Below are 21,247 nucleotides of genomic sequence, written 5' to 3'. Positions count from 1 at the left end.
AAAATGAAAAGAATTCACTTTATGAAAAAATTGACAAGGCTAAAATAAAATTATAAAATAATTTTATAATGTGATTAAGAATCAAATAAAGGGGGAAACGATGTGAAAAGAATCTTGTCATTGGTTGTAGCAGTATTGCTGATTTTAGCATTAGCCGTGGGATGCGCAAAGCCTGCGCAGCAACCAGCACAGGAGCAACCGGCTGCAGAATCTAAGTATAAGGATGGAACATACAAAGCTACCTATGATTTTATTGATGGGAACGGTTGGAAGCCTCAGGTTGAGCTTGTGATTGAAAGCGGAAAAATTACGAAAGCAAATTTTGATTATGTAAATCCTGAAGGCAAGTTGAAGAGTCAAGATACGGCTTATGCTGAGAGAATGAAAGCAAAGACAGGCATAACGCCTGCAGAAGCTGCTGCAAAGATGAATGAAGGGTTAGTGGCGGCCCAAGATATCGAGAAAGTGGATGTGGTAACGGGAGCTACCGGTTCCTTTGAGCATTTTGTGGAGTTGAGTAAAGCCGCTTTAGCCAATGCAGCAAAAGGTGATACCGCTGTTGTAGTCTTGCCGATGAACGCTACATATAAGGCTGCCGAGGCTGCTCCTGATGAAAGAGGATGGAAAGCAGAGATTGCGGTGACTTATGAAAATGGAAAAATCGTAAAGGTTGTCTACAATGAAGTGAAAGAAGATGGAACCAAGAAAAGAGAAGATGCGGAATACAACAAAAGTTTCAAGGAGAAGTCAGGTATTTCAGCAGAGGAAGCTCATGCTGCTTTAGAGAAGGCTTTAATTGAAAAGCAAGATCCCAGTGCCGTTGACGTTGTCACAGGGGCCACAGGAACTTCTAATAAATTTAAAGCTTTAGCAGCAGAGGCAATTGGAAAAAGAAAATAATCACCGGTAAGTCCCAATACAACATGTATTGGGACTTATAGTTATTCATGAATGAATTTGACACTAAGAAAAATATCAAGAGAGGGAAAAATATGAAGAAAAAAACTTTTCTATTGGCCGCACAGGCCTTTGTCATCATTTTTGTATTTTTGCTGCCCGCCTGTAATCCACAAAAACAAATGATAACGGATTCAGCTTACATGCTGGGAACTCACCTGCAACTAAGCCTTTGGACAGAAGATAAGGCAGAAGGGATGGCTGTGATTCGAGAGTGCTTTCAACGGATTTACCAAATTGAGCAGAAAATGAGTGTCAATATTGCGAATAGCGAGGTTAATGAAATTAATCGCTACGCAGGAAAGGAATATGTTGCGGTAAGCGACGATACAATGACAGTACTTCGAAAAGGTTTTGCATATGCGGCGCTGACCGACGGAGCCTTCAATCCTGCCATAGGACCTTTGGTAAAACTTTGGGGAATAGGAACGGAAAAGGAGAGGGTTCCCAGACTGGATGAAATCCAGGAAGTACTGAAATATGTGGACTATAAAGGCATAAAGTTTCAAGATGAAAACAAGGTCAAGCTTGATATCGATGGTATGCAATTGGATTTAGGCGGCATTGCAAAAGGATACGCAGCAGATGCGGTTACAAAAATAATAAGGGAAAAAGGGATAAAGCATGCTATAATTAATCTTGGAGGGAATGTGGTAGCCGTAGGGAAAAAAACGGATGGTACGCCATGGAAGATTGGCATACAGGATCCCTTTGAACCTACAGGGACCCACATGGGCGTTATAGAGATTACAGATCAGACGGTGGTAACATCGGGAAATTATGAGAGATATTTTATGAGGGACGGAAAGAGGTATCATCATATCATAGATCCCAAAACAGGATATCCCTCTGAAAATGGCGTGATTAGCGCCACTATTATCACAGACAGCTCCATTGATGCTGATGCCCTTTCTACCAGTGTATACGTATTGGGATTAGAGAAGGGTATGAAGCTGATAGAAAGTATGGAAGGTGTGGAGTGCATTATCATTACAGAGGGAAAAAAGGTTTATCTATCTTCCGGTTTGAAAGGAAGATTGAAGATTGCCAATGACGGATTTGAGATCGTCGATTAATGTACAGCATGAAGAAGGTGATGAATTGAGTTTTTGGAGTAAATATCCCAACGTACAAAAAGAAATGGACAAAGTAGAAGATGTACTAGAAAAAACAGTAAAAACCAGAAGAAAAATCGTGGAAGAAGCTTCCATGGACCTGCTAAAGGCGGGGGGCAAGAGGATCAGGCCGGCCCTAACCATCATATGCGCCCAATATGGGAATTACGACAGCAGTAAAATCGTGCCTTTGGCAGCAGCATTAGAATTATTTCATATGGCTACATTGATCCATGATGATATTATTGATAATGCGAAAAAAAGGCGAGGTATTGAGACTGCACAGTCAAAATACGGAAAGGATGTAGCTGTTTATACAGGAGATTACTTGTTCAGTAAAGCATTTTTATTGGCTGCTACGGTGAATCATGGGGAAAAAATTTTACACCTGTCCAGATTTGTAAAAGCAATATGCGAAGGGGAAATCGAGCAGCATGTTTCAAAATACAATTATCATACCTCTGCCAGCACCTATTTGAAGAGAATAAAATATAAAACTGCCTTATTGTTTGGTCTTTGCTGCCAAGTAGGGGCAGAAATTTCCGAATGTGATCCCTATATCATTAGGAATCTCAGAAAGTATGGCATGGCTCTGGGGACTGCTTTTCAGCTAAAGGATGACCTGCTGGATGTGACAGGCAATGATGAAACCGTTGGGAAGCCCACAGGGAATGATATTTTGGAGGGTGTCTATACACTGCCTTTTTTATACACCATCCAAAATACTGCCTATGGCCAAGAGGTGCTGAATATATTAAAGAGACATCATTTTACAAAAAAAGATGTTACTGAAATCATTCATATCATAAAGCAGTCCGGTGGGATTCAATATACGAAAAATTTAGAGGACAGATATTACGATAAGGCTGTTTCCAGTTTAAAAAGGATACCGGACCATGAATGCACCCATATATTATTGGATTTGATAGAAATGATGCGGCATAGAATGAGTTAAAACCTGAAAAAATTTGATGGATGCCATAGGCATGCTACAGAAGATAAGGGGAAAGGGAATACTTTCCTCTTTTCTTGTAGACAAACCCTTGAGATTTGCCTTCCTGCTCAGACCTGCGCCGCTTTTCTAAATAAAAAAAATGGGGGAAAAAAGCGGCTTGCTGATTCGCGACGAAGCCTAAATCTCAAGGGTTTTTACTTATCCCATTACTTTTTCTACAGACTGAGAGAAAAGGGAATACTTTCCTCTTTTCTTTTTTTGAGAAAAGCCTTCTATTTTTATCTCTTGATTCCTCCTTTTGTAATAATTGCACCTATGAAACAATATATTATATTAATTACAATAGCATAAGGAGGGTATTTATGAACAAATCGTATGGAAGAATGGGTTTTGATAGACCAAAGATAAATATATACACCAGAAAAATAAGCTCACCTTTTTATGGAATGCGTAAAGGAAATGATTTTTATAAAAAAATATTGAGACAAATTGTTCTCTGTATGATCCTTGTCCTTGTTGTGATCCTCATCAAGAATATTAATACACCCATTACAAATAGGATAACGGAAATGATGAAAACAACGCTCAACCAGGAAATGGATGTAAAAAAATCAATGAAAAAAATTGTAAGATATGCCCAAGAAATTCCTGCTCTCCCCAATAAGATGATCAGTGTATTTCATGGATTTGGCAAGGAAGAAATTGAGGGACTCAGTTTTGTTGCGCCCATTCAGGGAGAGATTATTTCCCCATACGGAGAAAATATTGATCCTGTGCTGAACACAAAAAGTTTTCAAATAGGAGTTAATATATTGCCCGCCAAAAATCAGCCCATTGTATCCATTGCCGATGGGGAAATCATAGAAATTGGTGAAAGCGAAAAGTTTGGAAAATTTATCAAAATCCAGCATAAAGCAAACGTAAGCTCATTTTATGGAAATTGCTCCGAGATCATTGGAACAAAAGGAGAAAAAGTAAAACAAGGACAGGAAATCGCAAGATGGAATTACGAGCAAGGAAAGGATACTTATATGCATTTTGAACTATGGGTAAATGACCATGTGGTTGACCCGACCCACTATATCAAATTTGATAAAAAGAAGCTTTAGGATAGAGGGTGGCCCATCCATGACCTTTATAAAAATATATGGTATAGAGATCAAAATAAACCTGTTGATGTGTATTGCATTTGCTTTATTTTTTATTTTTGGATATATAGAAAATGCCCTTCTTTCTTTTATCGTTGTATTGCTTCATGAAGGGGCCCATACCATTGTGGCAAAAAGATTGGGATATCAGATTTATGATGTAGAGATATTTCCCTTTGGAGGGGTTGCCAGAATGGAAGGATCTATTGGTGTAAATCCACGACATGAGATGATAATTGCGGCGGTGGGACCTTTCTCAAATTTGTTGATGGCCTTTGCAGGATATCAAATTTACTGCCGGCTGATGACAAAACATGAATTGCTTCTTTTTTTTGTTTATTCGAATATGATGATCGGGATTTTCAATCTACTGCCTATGATTCCATTGGACGGAGGGAGAATATTTAGGGCATATATGGCCTGTCTTGTAGGATTGAAAAGGGCAACAAAAGCAGCGGTAGCGATTTCAAAAATTCTTAGTGTAGGAATATTCATATGGGGGCTATATATTCGTCGATATCATATTCTAAATTTATTCGTCTCTTTGATCGCTGTTTTTTTATACATTGCTGCCCACAGAGAATATAAAATGGCAGCTTTTATTTTTATGAAAGAAATTATGCAAAAGAAACAATGTCTTATGAGAGAAGGTGTGTTAAAGACGAGGCATTTGGCAGCGATGAAAAATACGCCGCTAAAAGAAATTATCGATCAATTTGTTCCGAAGAAGTATCATATTGTTGTGGTGATGGATAAAAAATGCAATATTCTAGGCTTTGTAACAGAGACGGAGGTAATGGATGGAATGGTCCAATACGGTTTAAATGTTACTTTAGAAAAGTTGTTAATGTATAGGTAAAATGATACAATAGTAATGCGATACAAAGGATGAAAATACAGGTATCGATGTCAGGATCTATACAAATACTAGAGAAGAAATCAATGGATGTATAGGAGGATCAGAGATGCACAGAATCAATTTGGATACATTGCTTTATCAAGTTGAAAAGCCTGCCCGATACATTGGCAATGAGGTGAACAGCATCGTAAAAAACTTAGATACAATTTCTATTCGATTCGGTTTTGCGTTTCCTGATGTATATGAAGTAGGTATGTCCCATCTGGGGATGCATATTTTATATAATCTTTTAAATGATCAAGAGGATGTTTTCTGCGAAAGAATTTTCGCCCCTTGGATTGACATGGAGGAATTGTTAAAAAAAGAAGGGATGCCATTGTTTACCCTTGAAACCCATAGTCCTATCAAAGACCTGGATTTTATCGGATTTACTTTGCAATATGAGTTGAGTTATTCTAATTTGTTAAATATGCTTGCCTTGGGGCATATACCAATCAAAAGCAGCCAAAGGGGGGAAGACGACCCTTTTATTATCGCAGGAGGACCTTGTGCCTATAATCCGGAACCTTTGGCAGACATCGTGGATATATTTGTTCTTGGTGAGGCTGAAGAGGTCATTTTGGAAATATTGGATAAATATCGGCAATGGAAAAGTTCAGGAAAGTTAAAGGCAGAGTTTTTAGAATCTATTGTCCATATACAAGGTGTTTACATCCCTTCTTTTTATGAAGTGAAATATAAGGATGATGGTACTATTCAGGAATTTATCCCTAAAAAAACAAGCTATCCCCAAAAAATATCCAAGCGCATTGTCAAAAATCTGGATGAGGCCTACTATCCTCAAAAAATGATCGTACCCTTTATTGATATTGTTCATGACCGTGCCATGGTGGAAATTTTTAGGGGATGTACCAGAGGCTGCAGGTTCTGTCAAGCGGGTATGATTTACAGGCCCATTCGGGAGCGATCTGCATATACAGTCAAAGAATTGGCCCATCGGCTTATAAAAAATACTGGTTACGAAGAGTTATCCCTTGCATCCTTAAGTACCAGCGATTATTCTTCCCTGTACCCATTGGTACGTGATTTGATTGATCAATATGGAGAGAAAAAAGTCGGTTTATCTTTGCCCTCCCTAAGATTGGATTCTTTTTCCCTTCAATTGATTGAAGAGATTCAAAAAATAAGGAAAACAGGATTAACTTTTGCTCCCGAGGCAGGGACCCAAAGGCTTAGGGATGTCATTAATAAAGGAGTTACGGAGGATGATCTGATGCAAGCTATGGAAAATGCCTTTTCTTTAGGGTGGAATCATGTAAAGCTGTACTTTATGATCGGATTGCCTACGGAAACTTATGAAGATTTGGACGGGATTGTAGATTTGGCTTATAAGGTAGTGGATACTTACTATAAGGTGCCAAAGGAAAAAAGAAGCAGAGGATTGAGTGTTACCATCAGCACTTCTTCTTTTGTTCCTAAAGCTTTTACGCCTTTTCAATGGGAGGCGCAAGATGCAACGGAAATACTCAAGGAAAAGCAGGCTTATTTGAAGAGCAAATTAAGACATAAAAATATCAAATATAATTACCATGATACGGAGACCAGCTTCCTGGAAGGTGTCTTTGCCAGGGGAGACAGAAGACTTGGAGATGTGCTGGTGAAGGCATGGCAAGCAGGCTGCAAATTTGACGGATGGCAGGATTATTTTCAATATGACAAATGGTGGAAGGCTTTTGAGGATTGCAATATAGACCCCCATTTTTATGCCAATCGAAAGAGGAATTGTGATGAAATTCTTCCCTGGGATCATATTCAAATCGGCGTAACAAAAAAATATCTGATCAAAGAAAACGAAAAAGCACAACAAGGACTTCTGACCCGGGATTGTCGGATGAACTGTACAGGTTGTGGAATCAATGAAGGATTTATAGGTGGTGCATGTTGATGTATAAGTTAAGAATACGATTTACGAAAACAGATTTCATGAAATTTATTTCTCATTTGGATTTGCTTCGATTAATGGAAAGAGCCCTTCGGAGAGCCGATATAAAACTTGTATTTTCCCAAGGATTTAATCCCCACCCGAAAATAGCTTTTGCTACTGCTGTTCCCATCGGATTGTCCAGTGAAGGAGAGTATATGGATATAGAAATTGAAGAAAAGGTAGATATCCCGTCTTTTATCCATAGACTGAATGGGCAATTGCCGAAGGGGATAAGGGTGGTAGCCTGCAAATATATTGATCACAGGGCCACGGCATTGATGGCAATGATCGATGCTTCTGCCTATATTGCCAAATGTGTCTTGGAACATCCTGTGGAGGAAGGTGACGTGAAGAAATGGTTGGCTCAATTTATGGCGCAGGAGGAAATATTGCTTTGCAAGACGACCCACAAAAAAAATAGAGAAACAAAGAAAGAAATCAATATAAAGCCTTATATTTATCATATGGATCTTGTACAGTATGATCCATTGTATTTCATCCTGAAAATGACCTTGGCAACGGGCAGTAAGGGAAATTTAAAACCAGAAATATTGATCGAAAAATTTAGGGAATGCACAGGAGCACCCATCCTATCGGATCAGGTGAGGGTTCATAGACTGGATCTCTATACTTTCATGGATGACAAATTGGTCACGCCATTAGAAATCAATGCGTAAAATTCTAGCCATATAGGGGGATGTCGGAATGAATGAGATTATTGTAGATTCAAGTTTAAATCAGACAAGGGTAGCATTGATGGAGGATAGAGAACTGGTTGAAATATATGTGGAAAGGGAAGACAATAAAAGAACTGTGGGGAACATTTATAAAGGAAGAGTAACCAATGTATTGCCGGGAATGCAGGCCGCCTTTGTTGATATTGGATTGGAGAAGAATGCTTTTTTATATGTAAAGGATGCGATTCCAGCCCATATGTTGGAAGACAGTGACGTGTCCTCCAAAGATATTTCTATCCGGGATGTAGTAAAGAACGGACAGGAAATTATTGTGCAAGTGATGAAGGAACCCATTGGAACAAAGGGGGCCAGAGTCACGACCCATTTAACTTTGCCGGGCAGATATTTGGTTTTAATGCCCTACGTGGATTATATAGGGGTTTCCAGAAGGATTGGAGCCGAAAAAGAGCGGGAGAGGCTTCGAGGGGTAGTAGAAGAGATTAAACCTAAAAATATTGGTGTTATTGCCAGAACGGCAGCAGAGGGAAAAGAGAAAAAGGAACTAAAGGAAGATCTAAAGTTTTTGCTGAAATTATGGCAAAAAATAGATAAAGAAAGGCATCTAGGATTTGCTCCCCGCATTGTTTATAGGGATTTAGATTTGCTGCAAAGAACCGTTCGCGACATGTTTACCAATGATATTGATCGATTTTTGATCAACGATAAGGAGAAATATAAATATATTGTAGATTTTGTGGATTTGCTCTCTCCTCATTTAAAAAGCAGAGTGGAATATTTTCAGTCGGATGTAGATATTTTTGATTACTTTCAGATTGAAAGTATGATTAAGAATGCCTTGTCTCGAAAGGTTTGGCTAAGGAGCGGAGGCTATATCGTGATAGATCAAACAGAGGCATTGACGGCAATCGATGTAAATACGGGAAAATATGTAGGAAGCACTGATTTGGAAGACACCGTGCTGAAGACCAATATAGAGGCTGCAAAAGAAATTGCAAAGCAGCTTCGCTTAAGAGATATTGGGGGAATTATTATTGTAGACTTTATTGATATGGGAAATAAGGAAGCTGAGAAGGAAGTTTTGAATATTTTGGAAAAAGCCATTGCAAAGGATCGGACTAAAACAAATATTCTTGGCATCACTCAGTTGGGACTTTTGGAGATGACAAGAAAGAAAGTAAGGCAGAGAATTGATTCTATTTTACAAAAAAAGTGTTCCAACTGTAATGGGACCGGCAAAGTTCTTTCAGAATATACGGTGATCCATCATATAGAAAAAGAGGTACGAAAAATTGTTCACCATACCAATGCAGAAGCAGTGCTGTTTGAGGTAAACCCTGCCGTAGTGTCTACATTGAAGGAGGAAAATAATCATTTTATTTCTGAACTGGAGAAAGAAACAAATTTAAAGATATTTATAAAAGGATCAGAGCTTGTCCATAATGATGCAATTCATATCCGAAGCGTAGGAAAACTGGATAAGGTTCAAGGATTGCTGCCTATATAAATTTCAAATAAACCGTTGACTTTTATAGGTTTGTATGATAACATGAATATCTGTAGGTAGCCGCGCAAATCGGGTTTGAAAACATATGTTACCTGGTATTTGGCGAGACTGGTTAGAGGAGGTGTAAATACAATGTACGCAATTATTGAAACAGGTGGAAAACAATACAGAGTACAAGAAGGAGACACGTTGTTCATTGAGAAATTGGACGTTGCCCAAGGGGAGACTGTAGAATTTGACAGAGTTTTGGCTTTGTCAAAGGAGGGGCAATTGACGGTAGGTGCTCCTGTGGTGAATGGTGCAAAGGTTTCTGCCACTGTAGTTGAGAATGGCAAAGGCCCCAAAATTATCGTTTTCAAATATAAAGCGAAAAAAGACTACAGAAGAAAGCAAGGACATCGTCAACCATACACAAAGGTAAAGATTGAAAAAATCAATGGATAAGGCAGATGGATCCATGATTAAGATTTACATTCACAGAGATGCCCATAAAAATATTATCGGTTATACGGTGCAAGGACACGCCAATGCTGCAGCATACGGGGAAGATATTGTGTGTGCCAGCATATCTATTTTGGCTCAAACTGCCCTTTTGGCACTCCATGAATTGCTTTCTATTGATGTGGCTTACGAGATAGACCACGGGTGGTTGTATTGCAAGTTGCCGATGAATCTTCCAAAAGAATTGTTTGATAAGGCAAATCTCATTTTAAATACAATGCTGATTGGCATCAAAGGAACTCAAGGAATGTACGGAAGATATATTGAGCTTCATGATGAGGAGGTGTAGGAAATGTTGCTGTTTAATATAAATCTCCAGCTTTTTGCAAGTAAAAAAGGAGTAGGTAGCTCTAAAAACGGCCGTGACAGTGAAGCAAAAAGATTAGGCGTAAAAAGAGCAGACGGGCAGTTTGTTAGTGCGGGAAGCATTCTTGTAAGGCAAAGAGGAACAAAAATTCACCCGGGCAATAATGTTGGAAAGGGTGGAGATGATACTCTTTTTGCAAGAGTAGACGGCATTGTGAAATTCGAAAGAAAAGGAAAAGACAAGAAACAGGTAAGCGTGTACCCACGAGAAATGGCAGTTGCTGAATAATGCTCACCCCATGTAAAAAACATGGGGTTTTCGTTTTTTTGTCCTACGGACAATAAAAGTTTTAGCGGGTTATGATGGGGATTTTATGGATATAATAAAAACAGTTGACAGTGTAAAGACAGTTGGTATAATAAATTTATTAGCAAATGAAGGAAAATAACAGCCCGGCAATAAAGATTTAAAAATGAAAATGTTGAATAGATGATAAAGGGTGATATATAATGTTTGTAGACAAGGCAAGAATATTCGTAAAGTCCGGTAAAGGTGGCGACGGAGCCGTTTCCTTCCGCAGGGAAAAATATGTTCCGGCTGGCGGTCCTGATGGCGGTGACGGAGGTAGAGGCGGAGATATTGTTTTTGAAGTGGATGAAGGGCTAAGAACTTTGATGGACTTTCGATATAAAAAGAAATATATAGCAGAAAGCGGTGAAAATGGGAAAGGAAAGAAAATGCATGGCAGGGATGGAGAGGACCTTATTTTAAAAGTACCTCCAGGAACAATCGTAAGGGATGAAAAGACAAACTTGATCATAGCAGATCTTACGAAACATGGGGATCGTGCCGTTATTGCAAAGGGAGGCAGAGGGGGAAGGGGAAATACCCATTTTGCCACACCTACAAGACAGGCGCCGAACTTTGCAGAGAGTGGAGGTCATGCAGAAGAAAGATGGGTTATTTTAGAGTTGAAATTGCTTGCTGATGTGGGATTGGTCGGCTTTCCAAATGTAGGCAAATCAACCATATTGTCCATTGTAACGAGTGCGAAACCCAAAATTGCCAATTATCATTTTACAACCATAACACCCAATCTTGGAGTTGTAGAGATCAATCATAAGAGTTTTGTTTTGGCAGATATTCCTGGATTGATCGAGGGAGCCCATGAAGGCATAGGTCTGGGGTTAGAATTTTTAAGACATGTGGAGCGTACGAAGCTGTTAATTCATGTAGTGGACATTTCTGGTACGGAAGGCAGAGATCCTATGGAGGATTTCCATCGAATCAATGAAGAATTAAAACATTATGATGAGAAGCTATCTCAGAAATATCAAGTAATTGCAGCGAATAAGATAGATCTGTTGGAATCGGAAGAGACTTTGCGTAAATTCCAAACGGTTATGAAGGAAAAAGGATATGAGGTTTTCCCTATTTCTGCAGCTGCTAATAAAGGACTCAGGGAACTGATGGCTTTTGTGGCCAATAAGTTGGACGAAATTGAAGAGACGCCGATTTATGAGGAAGCGGAAACTTTTCAATATTATGCACCGGAGGAGAATGAAAATCATAAAATTATTGTTAGAAGAGAGAATGATTATTATGTTATAGAAGGAAAACCTATTGAAAAATTAATTAACTCGACGAATTTTCAGGATATGGATTCATTAAGATATTTCCAGAATTTTCTTAGAAAGAGGGGTATTGTGGATGAATTAAAGGAACTAGGCATTCAAGATGGAGATACTGTGAAAATGTATGATTTTGAATTTGAATATTATGATTAATTTTTGAGATGGAGGTACAAAATTTCGTATGAGCTGTTTTAACTGCCAAAATTGTAAACAAGGAGCCCATGCATATTTCTGTCTGGACAAGAATGATTTTGTGATTAATGAATCCCATAATACTCAAATTCTCGAAAATAAAGAGAGAAGTGGCTGGAAAAAAGGAAATAAAAATTATGAAATCCATAGAAGAAAAGCGAGAAAAGAGGTTGAAGTATAAAAGGAGGATTACTTTGCTTACAGGAAAACAAAGGAGTTATTTAAAAGGCTTGGCAAATACGATAAAACCTATTACGCAAATTGGCAAACAGGGCATTACGGAAAACTTTATACACCAGCTTGAGGAAGCCCTCGAAGCCAGGGAATTAGTAAAGGTTCATGTGCTTGAAAACAGCCTGATGAATGCAAAGGAGGCTGCTAGTGAAGTGGTTCAGTTGACTGGGGCAGAGTTTGTTCAGGCCATAGGGAATAAATTTGTAATTTATAGAAGATCGAAAGAAAATCCTAAAATTCATTTTCCCCATTAAAAGATTTGTTCATAATCTTTCATAAAATCGGGCTTACGCCCGATTTTTATTGCTGGTTCCATTGGGATACTTCATGTTGTGTTATAATATGACATAATCGTATATCCTATACTTTTTTGTAATGAAGGCAGTATTACTTCAAATTATTTGTAGAATGGTGTATAATATTCAAATCAGATGATAAAACCCAAAGAGGTGTGCTTAGATGGATATAGAAACAATAATCGAACAAGCCGAGAAAAAGCAAAAAGAAATATATGACAAAAAAGAAAAAATGGAGCGAATCGCCTTGATGGGGGGGACTTTTGATCCGATTCATCATGGGCATTTGGTAATTGCGGAACAAATCAGGTGTGAATATCATTTGGATAAAGTTGTGTTCATTCCTGCAGGTATTCCACCCCATAAAAGCAATTTGCAGGTTGCCGATGCAAAGCACAGATATTTTATGACCCTCCTGGCTACGGTGACCAATCCCTATTTTGAAGTTTCAAAAATAGAAATTGAAGATGATCAGGTATCTTATACGATCCATACAATAAAGAAATTAAAAAAGATTTATCCTGAGAATACGGAACTGTATTTTATTACAGGGGCAGATGCCATTTGTGATTTAGATACATGGAAGGATGTAAAAGAACTGCTGCATCTTTGCAACTTTATTGCAGCCACAAGGCCTGGTCTTGAATCTCCTTTAATAGATGAGAAAATTGAGGAATTGCAAAGCAAATATGAGGCCAAGATTCGAAAAATGGATGTGCCTGCTTTGGCAATTTCATCAACGGATATTCGAAGGCGGAGAAAGGCAGGACAATCGATCAAATACTTGGTACCTGAACCGGTAGAGTATTATATCTATAAGAATGGCTTGTACAGATAAAAAGAGGTGCGTGTCCTATGGTAGATTTAGAACAGATTCATGGGATTTTAAAAGAACGCCTTAGGGAAAGTCGATATGTGCATTCGTTAGGAGTACAGAAAACAGCAGTGGAATTGGCCAAACGATATCATGCTCCTGTCGAAAAAGCTAGTATTGCAGGACTAGTCCACGATTGTGCAAAAGGATACAATAAAGCTGAATTGTTGAATTATGCTGCACAATTTGGTATAATTTTGGATAATGTGACAAGAAAGCAGGAGGAGTTGCTCCATGCCGTCGTAGGGGCTGAATTGGCCAAGAGGGAATTTCAAATAGAGGATGAAGAGATATTGAATGCCATCCGTTTTCACACGACGGGAAGAGCCAATATGACTTTGCTTGATAAAATTATTTATCTAGCGGATTATATTGAACCAAATAGAAAATTCCAAGGGGTGGAAGCACTAAGACAACAGGCTTTATCTGATTTAGATAAAGCTACTTTCATGGCTGTCAATCAAACAATTGCATATATTATTTTCCAAAACAAGTTGATCCATCATGATACAATTTCTGCAAGAAATTCTCTTCTAATGGATTTAGAAGGACTGAGACAGGAGTGAGCAAATGAAAAAGTTTTTTAAAGTACTCATCATATCCTTTGTCTGTTTTACCCTCGTTATGGGTACAGGACTATATATTTTTTTAAACAGCATCAGTGATGGTTCTGGCTCTGGAAGCCTAGATGGAGAAAATGATCTGCCCCAGGGGAAAGAACCTGTCCATGTACTTATACTGGGTGTAGATACCAAAGATGCAAAAAATACTGGTGTAAGATCAGATACCATTATGGTTGCTACCTTTGATCCTAAAATAAAAAAGATCGATATCATTTCTATTCCCAGGGATACCAGGGTAATCATTCGAGGACATAAGGGAAAAGATAAAATTAATCATGCCCATGCCTATGGGGGGACAGATCTGGCGATAAAAACAGTAAAGGATTTTCTGGGAATGCCTATTGATTACTATGTGAAGGTGGATTACAAAGCTTTAGGAAAGATTGTGGATGATCTGGGAGGCGTTGAAGTGGATGTACCCATGGATATGAAATATACAGACCCGTATGCAGATCCTCCCCTAAAAATTAACCTAAAAAAGGGCAGACAAGTGCTGGATGGAGAAAAGGCCCTGCAGTTTGTACGTTTTAGAAAAGGATATACGGATCAAGATTTGGGGAGAATTAATGCACAGCATACTTTTTTGAAAGCTTTGGCAGATAAACTGCTGGGTCCCCAGACGATATTAAAGCTGCCGAAGCTTGCGAAAACGTTCAGTACTTATGTGGAGACAGATATGCCTGTTTCTGTGATTACGTCCTATGCAGTACAGGCCGCAGGTATAAAGACAGAAGATATTAGTATGCTTACAGTCCCCGGAGAGCCAAAGCAGATCAATGGTATTTGGTATTTTATCCCTGATACGGAGCAGTTGAAATCCATGATTGCAGGTATTGCCAATGGAACAAGGAAACCCGTTGAAAATAGGGGCGATCATCAAGAGGCAGAACAGGAATTAAAGAGCAAGGCAACCGTGGAGGTATTAAATGGTTCGGGCATCGCCGGCTTGGCTACAAAGGTGGCAAAACAGCTAAAAGATGAAGGCTATGATGTGGTAAACATCAATAATATTAATGGCATGAAATACAGTCAAACCCATATCTACGATCGCAAAAACAAAGCCAGTGAGGCGAAGAAAATAGCAAAGTTGCTAGGGGTCAAAGATATAGAGACAGATCTGAACTATGAGGCAGAAGCAGAAATTACCATTATTGTCGGAAGTGATTTGAAAAGATAAACACCGGATATGTATTCGGTGTTTATCTTTTGCCACGGTAAAAGACAGATGAAAAGAATAAAAGTAATACATGGGCATTCCATTGTGTATATATTAACATGCATAAATTATGAAGGGGATGACGACATGGAAACTATGCTTGTTTTTATTATGTTTTTTATAGGACTCCTCATCATTGTAAAAGCCGGTGATCTGTTTGTGGAGGCAGCCGTATGGATTGCCATGGTGACAGGAATTCCCAGCATTTTTATCGGTGCTACTTTGGTGAGCCTGGCCACTACATTGCCGGAACTCTTTGTATCAGTAATCGCCACATGGAATGGTCATCTGGACATGGCTATCGGCAATGCCATCGGTTCAACCATTTGTAATATAGGACTTATTTTAGGGCTTTGTGCAACAATTTCGCCGATACCTATCCGAAGGAAATTTTTCACAATCAAGGGCCTGCTGATGATGGGGGCAATTTTTTGCTTTTATGTATTCGCTGCCGATAAAGAAGTTAGCAGAATTGAAGGATGGATATTGCTTATCTTGCTAATTCTATATATAATAATAAATATCTTTGAAGTTTACAATTACAAAGAAAACCGTTTTCAGATTTGTCATAAGGAAAGCAATGGAAAAGTCGCCCTATGGAGAAATCTCATAAAATTTTTCATTGGGGCTGCAGGGATTATATTGGGCGCCAGATTGTTGGTTGATAATGGTGTATTGATGGCGAAGATCTTCGATGTTCCGGAACAGGTCATCAGCTTGACCCTGATTGCCCTTGGTACATCTCTCCCTGAACTGACCACATCCCTTATTGCTATGTTGAAGGGGCATGAAGGAATTTCTGTGGGAAATATCATAGGAGCGAATATTTTAAACTTGACGATGGTGTTGGGAACATCTTCCCTTGTGGCCAATGACGGATTGCATATATCCGTGGAGAATATGGAGATCATGGGGAAAAGGCTAATAAATTTTCCTCAAACAATAGTCTTGGATGTTCCTTTTTCAGCGTTGCTGATGTTGATTTTGGTGATATGCGGTACGGCAAACAGAAGAATTGACCGGCAGCATGGGTTACTGCTTTTAGGATTATATATCATCTATTTGATTGTACTGGCGTATATTTCCTTTTGAAAATTATTTTTATCATGATGACTGAGGTTGGGAGGTTTTGCATGCTTACAGATTCCAAAAAACTAGCAATGGAGATTGCCAAGATCATTGATGACAAAAAAGGACAAGATATCTGCGTATTGAATATAGAACATATTTCCAGTTTTGCCGATTATTTTATAATCGCCAGTGGAACGTCTACCAGACAGGTAAAGGCAATCGCCGATGAAATTGAAGATAAGTTAATAGAAAAGGGTATTTTTCCGGATCATAAAGAAGGCTATGACACTGGAACATGGATTTTGCTAGATTATTTGTCCGTAGTTGTTCATGTTTTTGTAGAGGAAGAGAGACACTTCTATAATTTGGAAAGAGTTTGGAAGGATGCCATAAATGAAAATATTGACAAGGCATAGCAAAATTTTATAACAAAATTTTGTTTGACTGTGATTTGATGATGCCCATTGATATTGAATAGGCCAAAAAGGGGGGGTTTGATGAGCAACGAGATACATCCAATTTTAAAAAGTATGATTCCTATTGTAGAAGGAATTGCCAAAACCTTCGGAAAAAACTGCGAGGTTGTTCTGCATGATTTTAAAAATTTTCAAAGCTCTATTATAGCCATTGAGAACGGCCATGTGACCGGAAGAAGCCTAGGCAGCCCCATGACGGAGGTAGGACTCCAAGCTATACGAAAAGGAAACACAAACGATAATATTATTAATTATACGGGGAAAAGCACTGACGGAAGGGCATTGAAGTCCAGTACCATGTTTATCAAAGATGAAAATGAACATGTCATTGGATGCCTTTGTATAAATTTTGATATGTCTGAGCTTATTGTTGCCCAAAATGCCATTCAAGAGCTCACCCAAACGGAGAGCAAAGAGGATGTAAAACAAAATGATTATCTTACCAATAGCGTAAATGATGTATTAAGCAGTATTGTATCCAATACCCTTGAGGAATTGGGAAAACCGGTGGCATATATGAGTAAGGACGAAAAAGTGAATATTGTGAAAAAACTGGATGACCAAGGGGCCTTCTTAATCAAAGGAGCCATTGATTACGTGGCGAAGGTGTTGTGTGTATCCAGATATACCATTTATAACTACCTTGATGAAATCAGGGTAAATAAATAAATAAGCAATAGGAGGGTTTTCATTGGAAAAGATAGCGATACAAACCAATCAGGCACCGGCAGCAATAGGACCGTATTCCCAGGCAGTAAGGGTAGGCAATTTGGTATTTACTTCAGGACAATTGCCTGTAAATCCCACAACCGGTGAATTGGTTACGGGAGACATCCAAGCGGAAACAAGACAATGTTTAGAAAATGTAAAAGCAATCCTAGAAGCTGCAGGAACATCTTTAGATAATGCCATAAAATTAACGGTATTTATTAAAGATATGGATCAGTTTGGAAAAATCAATGAGGTGTATGGGACATATTTTCCAAAGGACAAACCTGCCCGCTCCTGTGTGGAAGTTGCCAGATTGCCGAAAGATGTAAACGTTGAAATTGAAGCCATCGCTGTAATCAAATAATTTGAAAAACGATGGTGACTCATGATTTGTTTTTAAGTGGTCAATAATAATGTTGGCCACTTATTTTATGTGCATTTGTCCATGAAAGAATATATCATTTCTGTATTGTTAATAAAAAGTATATATAATAGATATTGAGTGGACGGCCTAAGAATGATATGATAAAATGGGTATGCTTGGAGAGAATAGAGATGATCCATCTCTATGAAAATAAATTGTAAATATAGGAGGTTATGCTATGCACAAAAGATTGTTTATTCCAGGACCAGTAGATGTTGCTGAGGATGTATTGCAGAAGTTGGCAACACCGATGATAGGACATCGTACAAAAGATGCCTCTGCGCTGCAGAGAAGTATCACTGAAAAAATGCGCAAAGTTATGTACACGGAAAACGCTATCCTGTTGTCTACTTCTTCAGGAAGCGGATTGATGGAGGGAGCCATCCGTTCTTGCACAAGAAAGAGGGCGGCTGTATTTTCCGTAGGAGCATTTGGAGACAGATGGTATAAGATGGCTACGTCCAATGGGGTCCCGGCTGATAAATTCTCTTCAGAATTAGGACATCCGACAACCCCTGAGATGGTGGAAGAGGCTTTATCTACCGGAAAATACGACTTAGTGACCATTACGCATAATGAAACATCCACAGGTATTATGAACCCCGTTGAAGAAATTGCTGAAGTAATAAAAAAATATCCTGAAGTAGTATTTTGTTTAGATACCGTAAGCTCACTGGGAGGAACAAAAATTGAGGTGGACAAGCTTGGGGTAGACATCTGCATTACATCCACCCAAAAATGTTTAGGATTGCCTCCGGGAATGGCCATTTGCTCATTTTCACCTAAAGCCATTGAAGCTGCAAAACAAGTAGAAAATAGGGGATTATATTTTGACCTGTTAGATTTGTATAACTACATAGAAAAGAAAGATCATCAATATCCTTCAACACCTTCCCTGCCCCATATGTTTGCATTAGATTATCAGTTAGATAAGATATTGGCTGAAGGACTTGAAAATCGTTTTGCCCGTCATCTTGAAATGGCAAAATATGTTCGTGCTTGGGCAAAAGAAAAATTTGAAATGTTTGCATCTGATGAAAAGTATGCATCCAATACATTAACCACGGTGAAAAATACAAGGGAAATTAATGTAGGAGATTTGAATAAGGAATTGGGCAAGCGTGGCTATATGATTTCCAATGGATATGGAGACTTGAAAGAAAAGACATTCAGAATTGCCCATATGGCTGAAACTACCTTGGATGAAATCAAAACATTATTATCTATCATCGATGAAATCTTAGGTTTATAATGGAGGCATAGATTATGAAAAGAATTTTGGTTACGGACGGAATGGAACAAAGCGCTGTTGCGGCATTAAAAAATGCCGGTTTTGAGGTTGTAGAAGAATTCTATGAGCCGGAAGTGTTAAAGGAAAAAGTGAAAGAATTTGATGCAATTGTGGTTCGTTCCGCAACAAAAGTAAGAAAACCGATAATTGATGCTGCATTAGAGACAAAACAATTAAAACTAATTATCCGTGGTGGTGTAGGGGTAGACAATATTGATGTGGATTATGCAGAGGAAAATGGCATAAAGGTAATGAATACGCCCATGGCAAGCAGCGCATCTGTGGCAGAACTTGCCATAGGTCATATGTTCGCCATTGCTAGACATATCCATATCGCCAATGTAACCATGAGACAAGGAAAATGGAACAAAAAACAATATGAAGGAATTGAACTGGCAGGAAAAACCCTTGGCCTCATCGGCTTTGGAAGAATCGCCAGAGAGACAGCCAAAAGGGCAAAGGCTCTGGGAATGCATGTAATTTATACTAATAGGACAGGAAAAGTAGAAGGATACGACGAGTATACCTATGTACCCTTCCATGAACTGTTGGCAAAGGCCGATTTCATATCCTTGCATATTCCTGCAGGGGCCAACGGGGCGCCGGTGATAGGAAAAGAACAATTTGCATTGATGAAGGACGGCGTTTACTTGATCAATACGGCTAGGGGTGGCGTTGTGTGCGAAAAAGCATTGATTGAAGCATTAGATTCAGGAAAAGTTGCTGCAGCTGCCATTGACGTTTTTGAAGAAGAGCCTACAAAAAATGAAACCCTCTATACCCATGACAAAGTGTCTCTAACGCCTCATATCGGCGCATCAACAGTAGAAGCCCAGACACGAATAGGAGAAGAAATTGTTGAGATTATTACAAATTTTTTTAACTAGGAGGATGAAATATGGCAGTTGTTAGACCTTTTAAAGGTATCAGACCTCAACCAGAATTAGCAGATAAAGTAGCATCTCTTCCTTACGACGTAATGAACAGAGAAGAAGCAAAAGAAATGGCAAAGGGCAATCCCTATAGTTTTTTACATGTTGGCAGATCAGAAATCGATCTAGATGATTCGGTGGATGCCTATGATCCGAAAGTATATGAAACGGCACGACGCAATTTGGACAAAATGATTGAAGACGGCATTTTGTTCCAAGATGCGCAGCCAATGTTTTATATCTACAGACAAATCATGGATGGCAGGGTACAAACGGGTATCGTAGGTTGTACCTCCATTGATGATTATATGAACGATATTATTAAAAAACATGAATTTACAAGACCGGAAAAAGAAGTAGACAGAATCAATAATTTTGATTATTGTGACGCCAATACAGAGCCCATCTTCTTAACCTATAAGGCCAATAAAGAAATCAATACCATTGTGAATGATTGGATTAAATTCCACAAACCTGTATATAATTTTACTACCGATGACGGCATTACCCATATTGTATGGGTAATAGACAATCAGGATTTGGTAAATAAAATTCAAAAGATCTTTGCCGATATTGATTATCTATATATTGCCGATGGACATCACCGCTCTGCATCTTCCGTAAAAGTAGGCTTGAAGAGAAGGGAAGAAAATCCTAACTATACGGGGGATGAAGAATTTAACTTCTTTATGTCCGTTATTTTCCCGGATGAAGATCTTTTCATCATGGATTATAACAGGGTAGTAAAAGATCTCAATGGTTTGACCAAGGAAGAATTTTTAGATAAAGTAAAAGAAAAATTTGCAGTAGAGGTTTATGAAGGAGAAGGACAATACAAACCAGAGAGAAAACATACTTTTGGAATGTATTTAGACGATACATGGTATAAACTGACAGCGAAGGAAGGCACCTATGATGATAATGATCCTGTGGATCGATTGGATGTATCGATTCTCCAAAAGAACCTTCTCCATCCGATTTTAGGAATCGAGAATCCTAGAACCGATAAGAGAATTGATTTTGTGGGAGGAATCAGAGGACTTGGAGAATTGGAAAAAAGGGTAGCCCAAGACATGACTGTTGCTTTCTCCATGTATCCTACGACAATTGATGATTTAATTTCTATTGCTGATGCAGGCGAAGTAATGCCGCCCAAGTCTACTTGGTTTGAGCCAAAGCTGAGAAGCGGATTGTTTGTACATCGATTATATTAAGAAAAAAACAAAGTCTTCCGTCGAATCTTTC

Annotated in this window: 23 protein-coding genes; all 23 read left to right on the top strand. The window is 38.7% G+C overall.

Annotated elements, in window-relative coordinates; genetic code table 11:
* Positions 1-102 precede the first annotated feature (102 nt).
* The 23 genes from AN619_RS02870 (at position 103) to AN619_RS02755 (ending at position 21,216) form a co-directional block, all read left to right on the top strand.
* Positions 103-900, top strand: a complete 798-nt coding sequence (locus tag AN619_RS02870) for an FMN-binding protein (RefSeq protein ID WP_068554923.1) — start codon at positions 103-105, stop codon at positions 898-900.
* 92 nt (positions 901-992) lie between these two features.
* Entirely contained in the window at positions 993-2,033 is a 1,041-nt protein-coding gene (locus tag AN619_RS02865) for an FAD:protein FMN transferase (RefSeq protein ID WP_068554921.1), read from the top strand.
* The gene (locus tag AN619_RS02860; protein WP_068554919.1) at positions 2,008-3,027 is read left to right on the top strand and encodes a polyprenyl synthetase family protein; all 1,020 of its coding nucleotides are present in this window, start codon (positions 2,008-2,010) and stop codon (positions 3,025-3,027) included. Before AN619_RS02865 ends, AN619_RS02860 begins: the two co-directional genes overlap by 26 nt.
* Before the next feature lie 362 nt (positions 3,028-3,389).
* Positions 3,390-4,136, top strand: a complete 747-nt coding sequence (locus AN619_RS02855; protein WP_068554917.1) for a M23 family metallopeptidase — start codon at positions 3,390-3,392, stop codon at positions 4,134-4,136.
* Positions 4,137-4,155: 19 nt separating this feature from the next.
* Positions 4,156-5,034 (top strand): M50 family metallopeptidase, encoded by an 879-nt coding sequence (locus AN619_RS02850; RefSeq protein WP_068554915.1) that lies wholly within the window; start codon positions 4,156-4,158, stop codon positions 5,032-5,034.
* A gap of 106 nt (positions 5,035-5,140) precedes the next feature.
* On the top strand, positions 5,141-6,979 hold the full coding sequence (locus tag AN619_RS02845; RefSeq protein ID WP_068554913.1) for a TIGR03960 family B12-binding radical SAM protein: 1,839 nt from the start codon (positions 5,141-5,143) through the stop codon (positions 6,977-6,979).
* A complete protein-coding gene (locus tag AN619_RS02840; RefSeq protein WP_068554911.1) occupies positions 6,979-7,695 on the top strand; it encodes a TIGR03936 family radical SAM-associated protein in 717 nt (238 codons plus the stop codon). Before AN619_RS02845 ends, AN619_RS02840 begins: the two co-directional genes overlap by 1 nt.
* Positions 7,696-7,723: 28 nt before the next feature.
* Positions 7,724-9,220 (top strand): Rne/Rng family ribonuclease, encoded by a 1,497-nt coding sequence (locus AN619_RS02835; protein ID WP_068554909.1) that lies wholly within the window; start codon positions 7,724-7,726, stop codon positions 9,218-9,220.
* Between the two features lie 132 nt (positions 9,221-9,352).
* On the top strand, positions 9,353-9,664 hold the full coding sequence (gene rplU / locus AN619_RS02830) for a 50S ribosomal protein L21 (RefSeq protein WP_068554907.1): 312 nt from the start codon (positions 9,353-9,355) through the stop codon (positions 9,662-9,664).
* Between the two features lie 13 nt (positions 9,665-9,677).
* Complete coding sequence (locus AN619_RS02825; protein WP_083524960.1) at positions 9,678-10,010, top strand: ribosomal-processing cysteine protease Prp; 333 nt, start codon at positions 9,678-9,680, stop codon at positions 10,008-10,010.
* 9 nt (positions 10,011-10,019) lie between these two features.
* Positions 10,020-10,316, top strand: a complete 297-nt coding sequence (rpmA, locus tag AN619_RS02820) for a 50S ribosomal protein L27 (RefSeq protein ID WP_068555122.1) — start codon at positions 10,020-10,022, stop codon at positions 10,314-10,316.
* 221 nt (positions 10,317-10,537) lie between these two features.
* Positions 10,538-11,815, top strand: coding sequence for a GTPase ObgE (gene obgE, locus AN619_RS02815; RefSeq protein ID WP_068554903.1), 1,278 nt, complete (start codon positions 10,538-10,540; stop codon positions 11,813-11,815).
* A gap of 233 nt (positions 11,816-12,048) precedes the next feature.
* Positions 12,049-12,342 (top strand): ribosome assembly RNA-binding protein YhbY, encoded by a 294-nt coding sequence (gene yhbY / locus AN619_RS02805; RefSeq protein WP_068554899.1) that lies wholly within the window; start codon positions 12,049-12,051, stop codon positions 12,340-12,342.
* 205 nt (positions 12,343-12,547) lie between these two features.
* Positions 12,548-13,222, top strand: a complete 675-nt coding sequence (gene nadD, locus AN619_RS02800; RefSeq protein WP_083524948.1) for a nicotinate-nucleotide adenylyltransferase — start codon at positions 12,548-12,550, stop codon at positions 13,220-13,222.
* 17 nt (positions 13,223-13,239) lie between these two features.
* Positions 13,240-13,824: a bis(5'-nucleosyl)-tetraphosphatase (symmetrical) YqeK gene (gene yqeK, locus AN619_RS02795; protein ID WP_068554897.1), complete on the top strand. Its 585-nt coding sequence runs from the start codon at positions 13,240-13,242 to the stop codon at positions 13,822-13,824.
* A 4-nt stretch (positions 13,825-13,828) separates the two neighbouring features.
* Positions 13,829-15,058 (top strand): LCP family protein, encoded by a 1,230-nt coding sequence (locus tag AN619_RS02790; protein ID WP_068554895.1) that lies wholly within the window; start codon positions 13,829-13,831, stop codon positions 15,056-15,058.
* A gap of 126 nt (positions 15,059-15,184) precedes the next feature.
* Entirely contained in the window at positions 15,185-16,189 is a 1,005-nt protein-coding gene (locus tag AN619_RS02785) for a calcium/sodium antiporter (RefSeq protein ID WP_068554893.1), read from the top strand.
* Positions 16,190-16,230: 41 nt separating this feature from the next.
* Positions 16,231-16,584, top strand: a complete 354-nt coding sequence (gene rsfS / locus AN619_RS02780; protein WP_068554891.1) for a ribosome silencing factor — start codon at positions 16,231-16,233, stop codon at positions 16,582-16,584.
* Between the two features lie 81 nt (positions 16,585-16,665).
* Positions 16,666-17,313 carry a helix-turn-helix transcriptional regulator gene (locus tag AN619_RS02775; protein ID WP_068554889.1) on the top strand — a complete coding sequence of 216 codons (648 nt, stop codon included), beginning with the start codon at positions 16,666-16,668 and terminating at the stop codon, positions 17,311-17,313.
* A 22-nt stretch (positions 17,314-17,335) separates the two neighbouring features.
* Positions 17,336-17,719 (top strand): RidA family protein, encoded by a 384-nt coding sequence (locus AN619_RS02770; protein WP_068554887.1) that lies wholly within the window; start codon positions 17,336-17,338, stop codon positions 17,717-17,719.
* Positions 17,720-17,957: 238 nt separating this feature from the next.
* On the top strand, positions 17,958-19,031 hold the full coding sequence (locus tag AN619_RS02765; RefSeq protein ID WP_068554885.1) for a pyridoxal-phosphate-dependent aminotransferase family protein: 1,074 nt from the start codon (positions 17,958-17,960) through the stop codon (positions 19,029-19,031).
* A 14-nt stretch (positions 19,032-19,045) separates the two neighbouring features.
* The gene (locus AN619_RS02760; RefSeq protein WP_068554883.1) at positions 19,046-19,957 is read left to right on the top strand and encodes a D-2-hydroxyacid dehydrogenase; all 912 of its coding nucleotides are present in this window, start codon (positions 19,046-19,048) and stop codon (positions 19,955-19,957) included.
* Between the two features lie 11 nt (positions 19,958-19,968).
* Positions 19,969-21,216 (top strand): DUF1015 domain-containing protein, encoded by a 1,248-nt coding sequence (locus AN619_RS02755; protein WP_068554881.1) that lies wholly within the window; start codon positions 19,969-19,971, stop codon positions 21,214-21,216.
* Positions 21,217-21,247: the final 31 nt, after the last annotated feature.

Origin of the sequence: Thermotalea metallivorans (genome assembly GCF_001562415.1) — a bacterium.
Taxonomy (GTDB): domain Bacteria; phylum Bacillota; class Clostridia; order Peptostreptococcales; family Thermotaleaceae; genus Thermotalea; species Thermotalea metallivorans.
The sequence above is the reverse complement of the archived record's forward strand: the minus strand, read 5'-3'. Positions and strand labels throughout refer to the sequence as shown.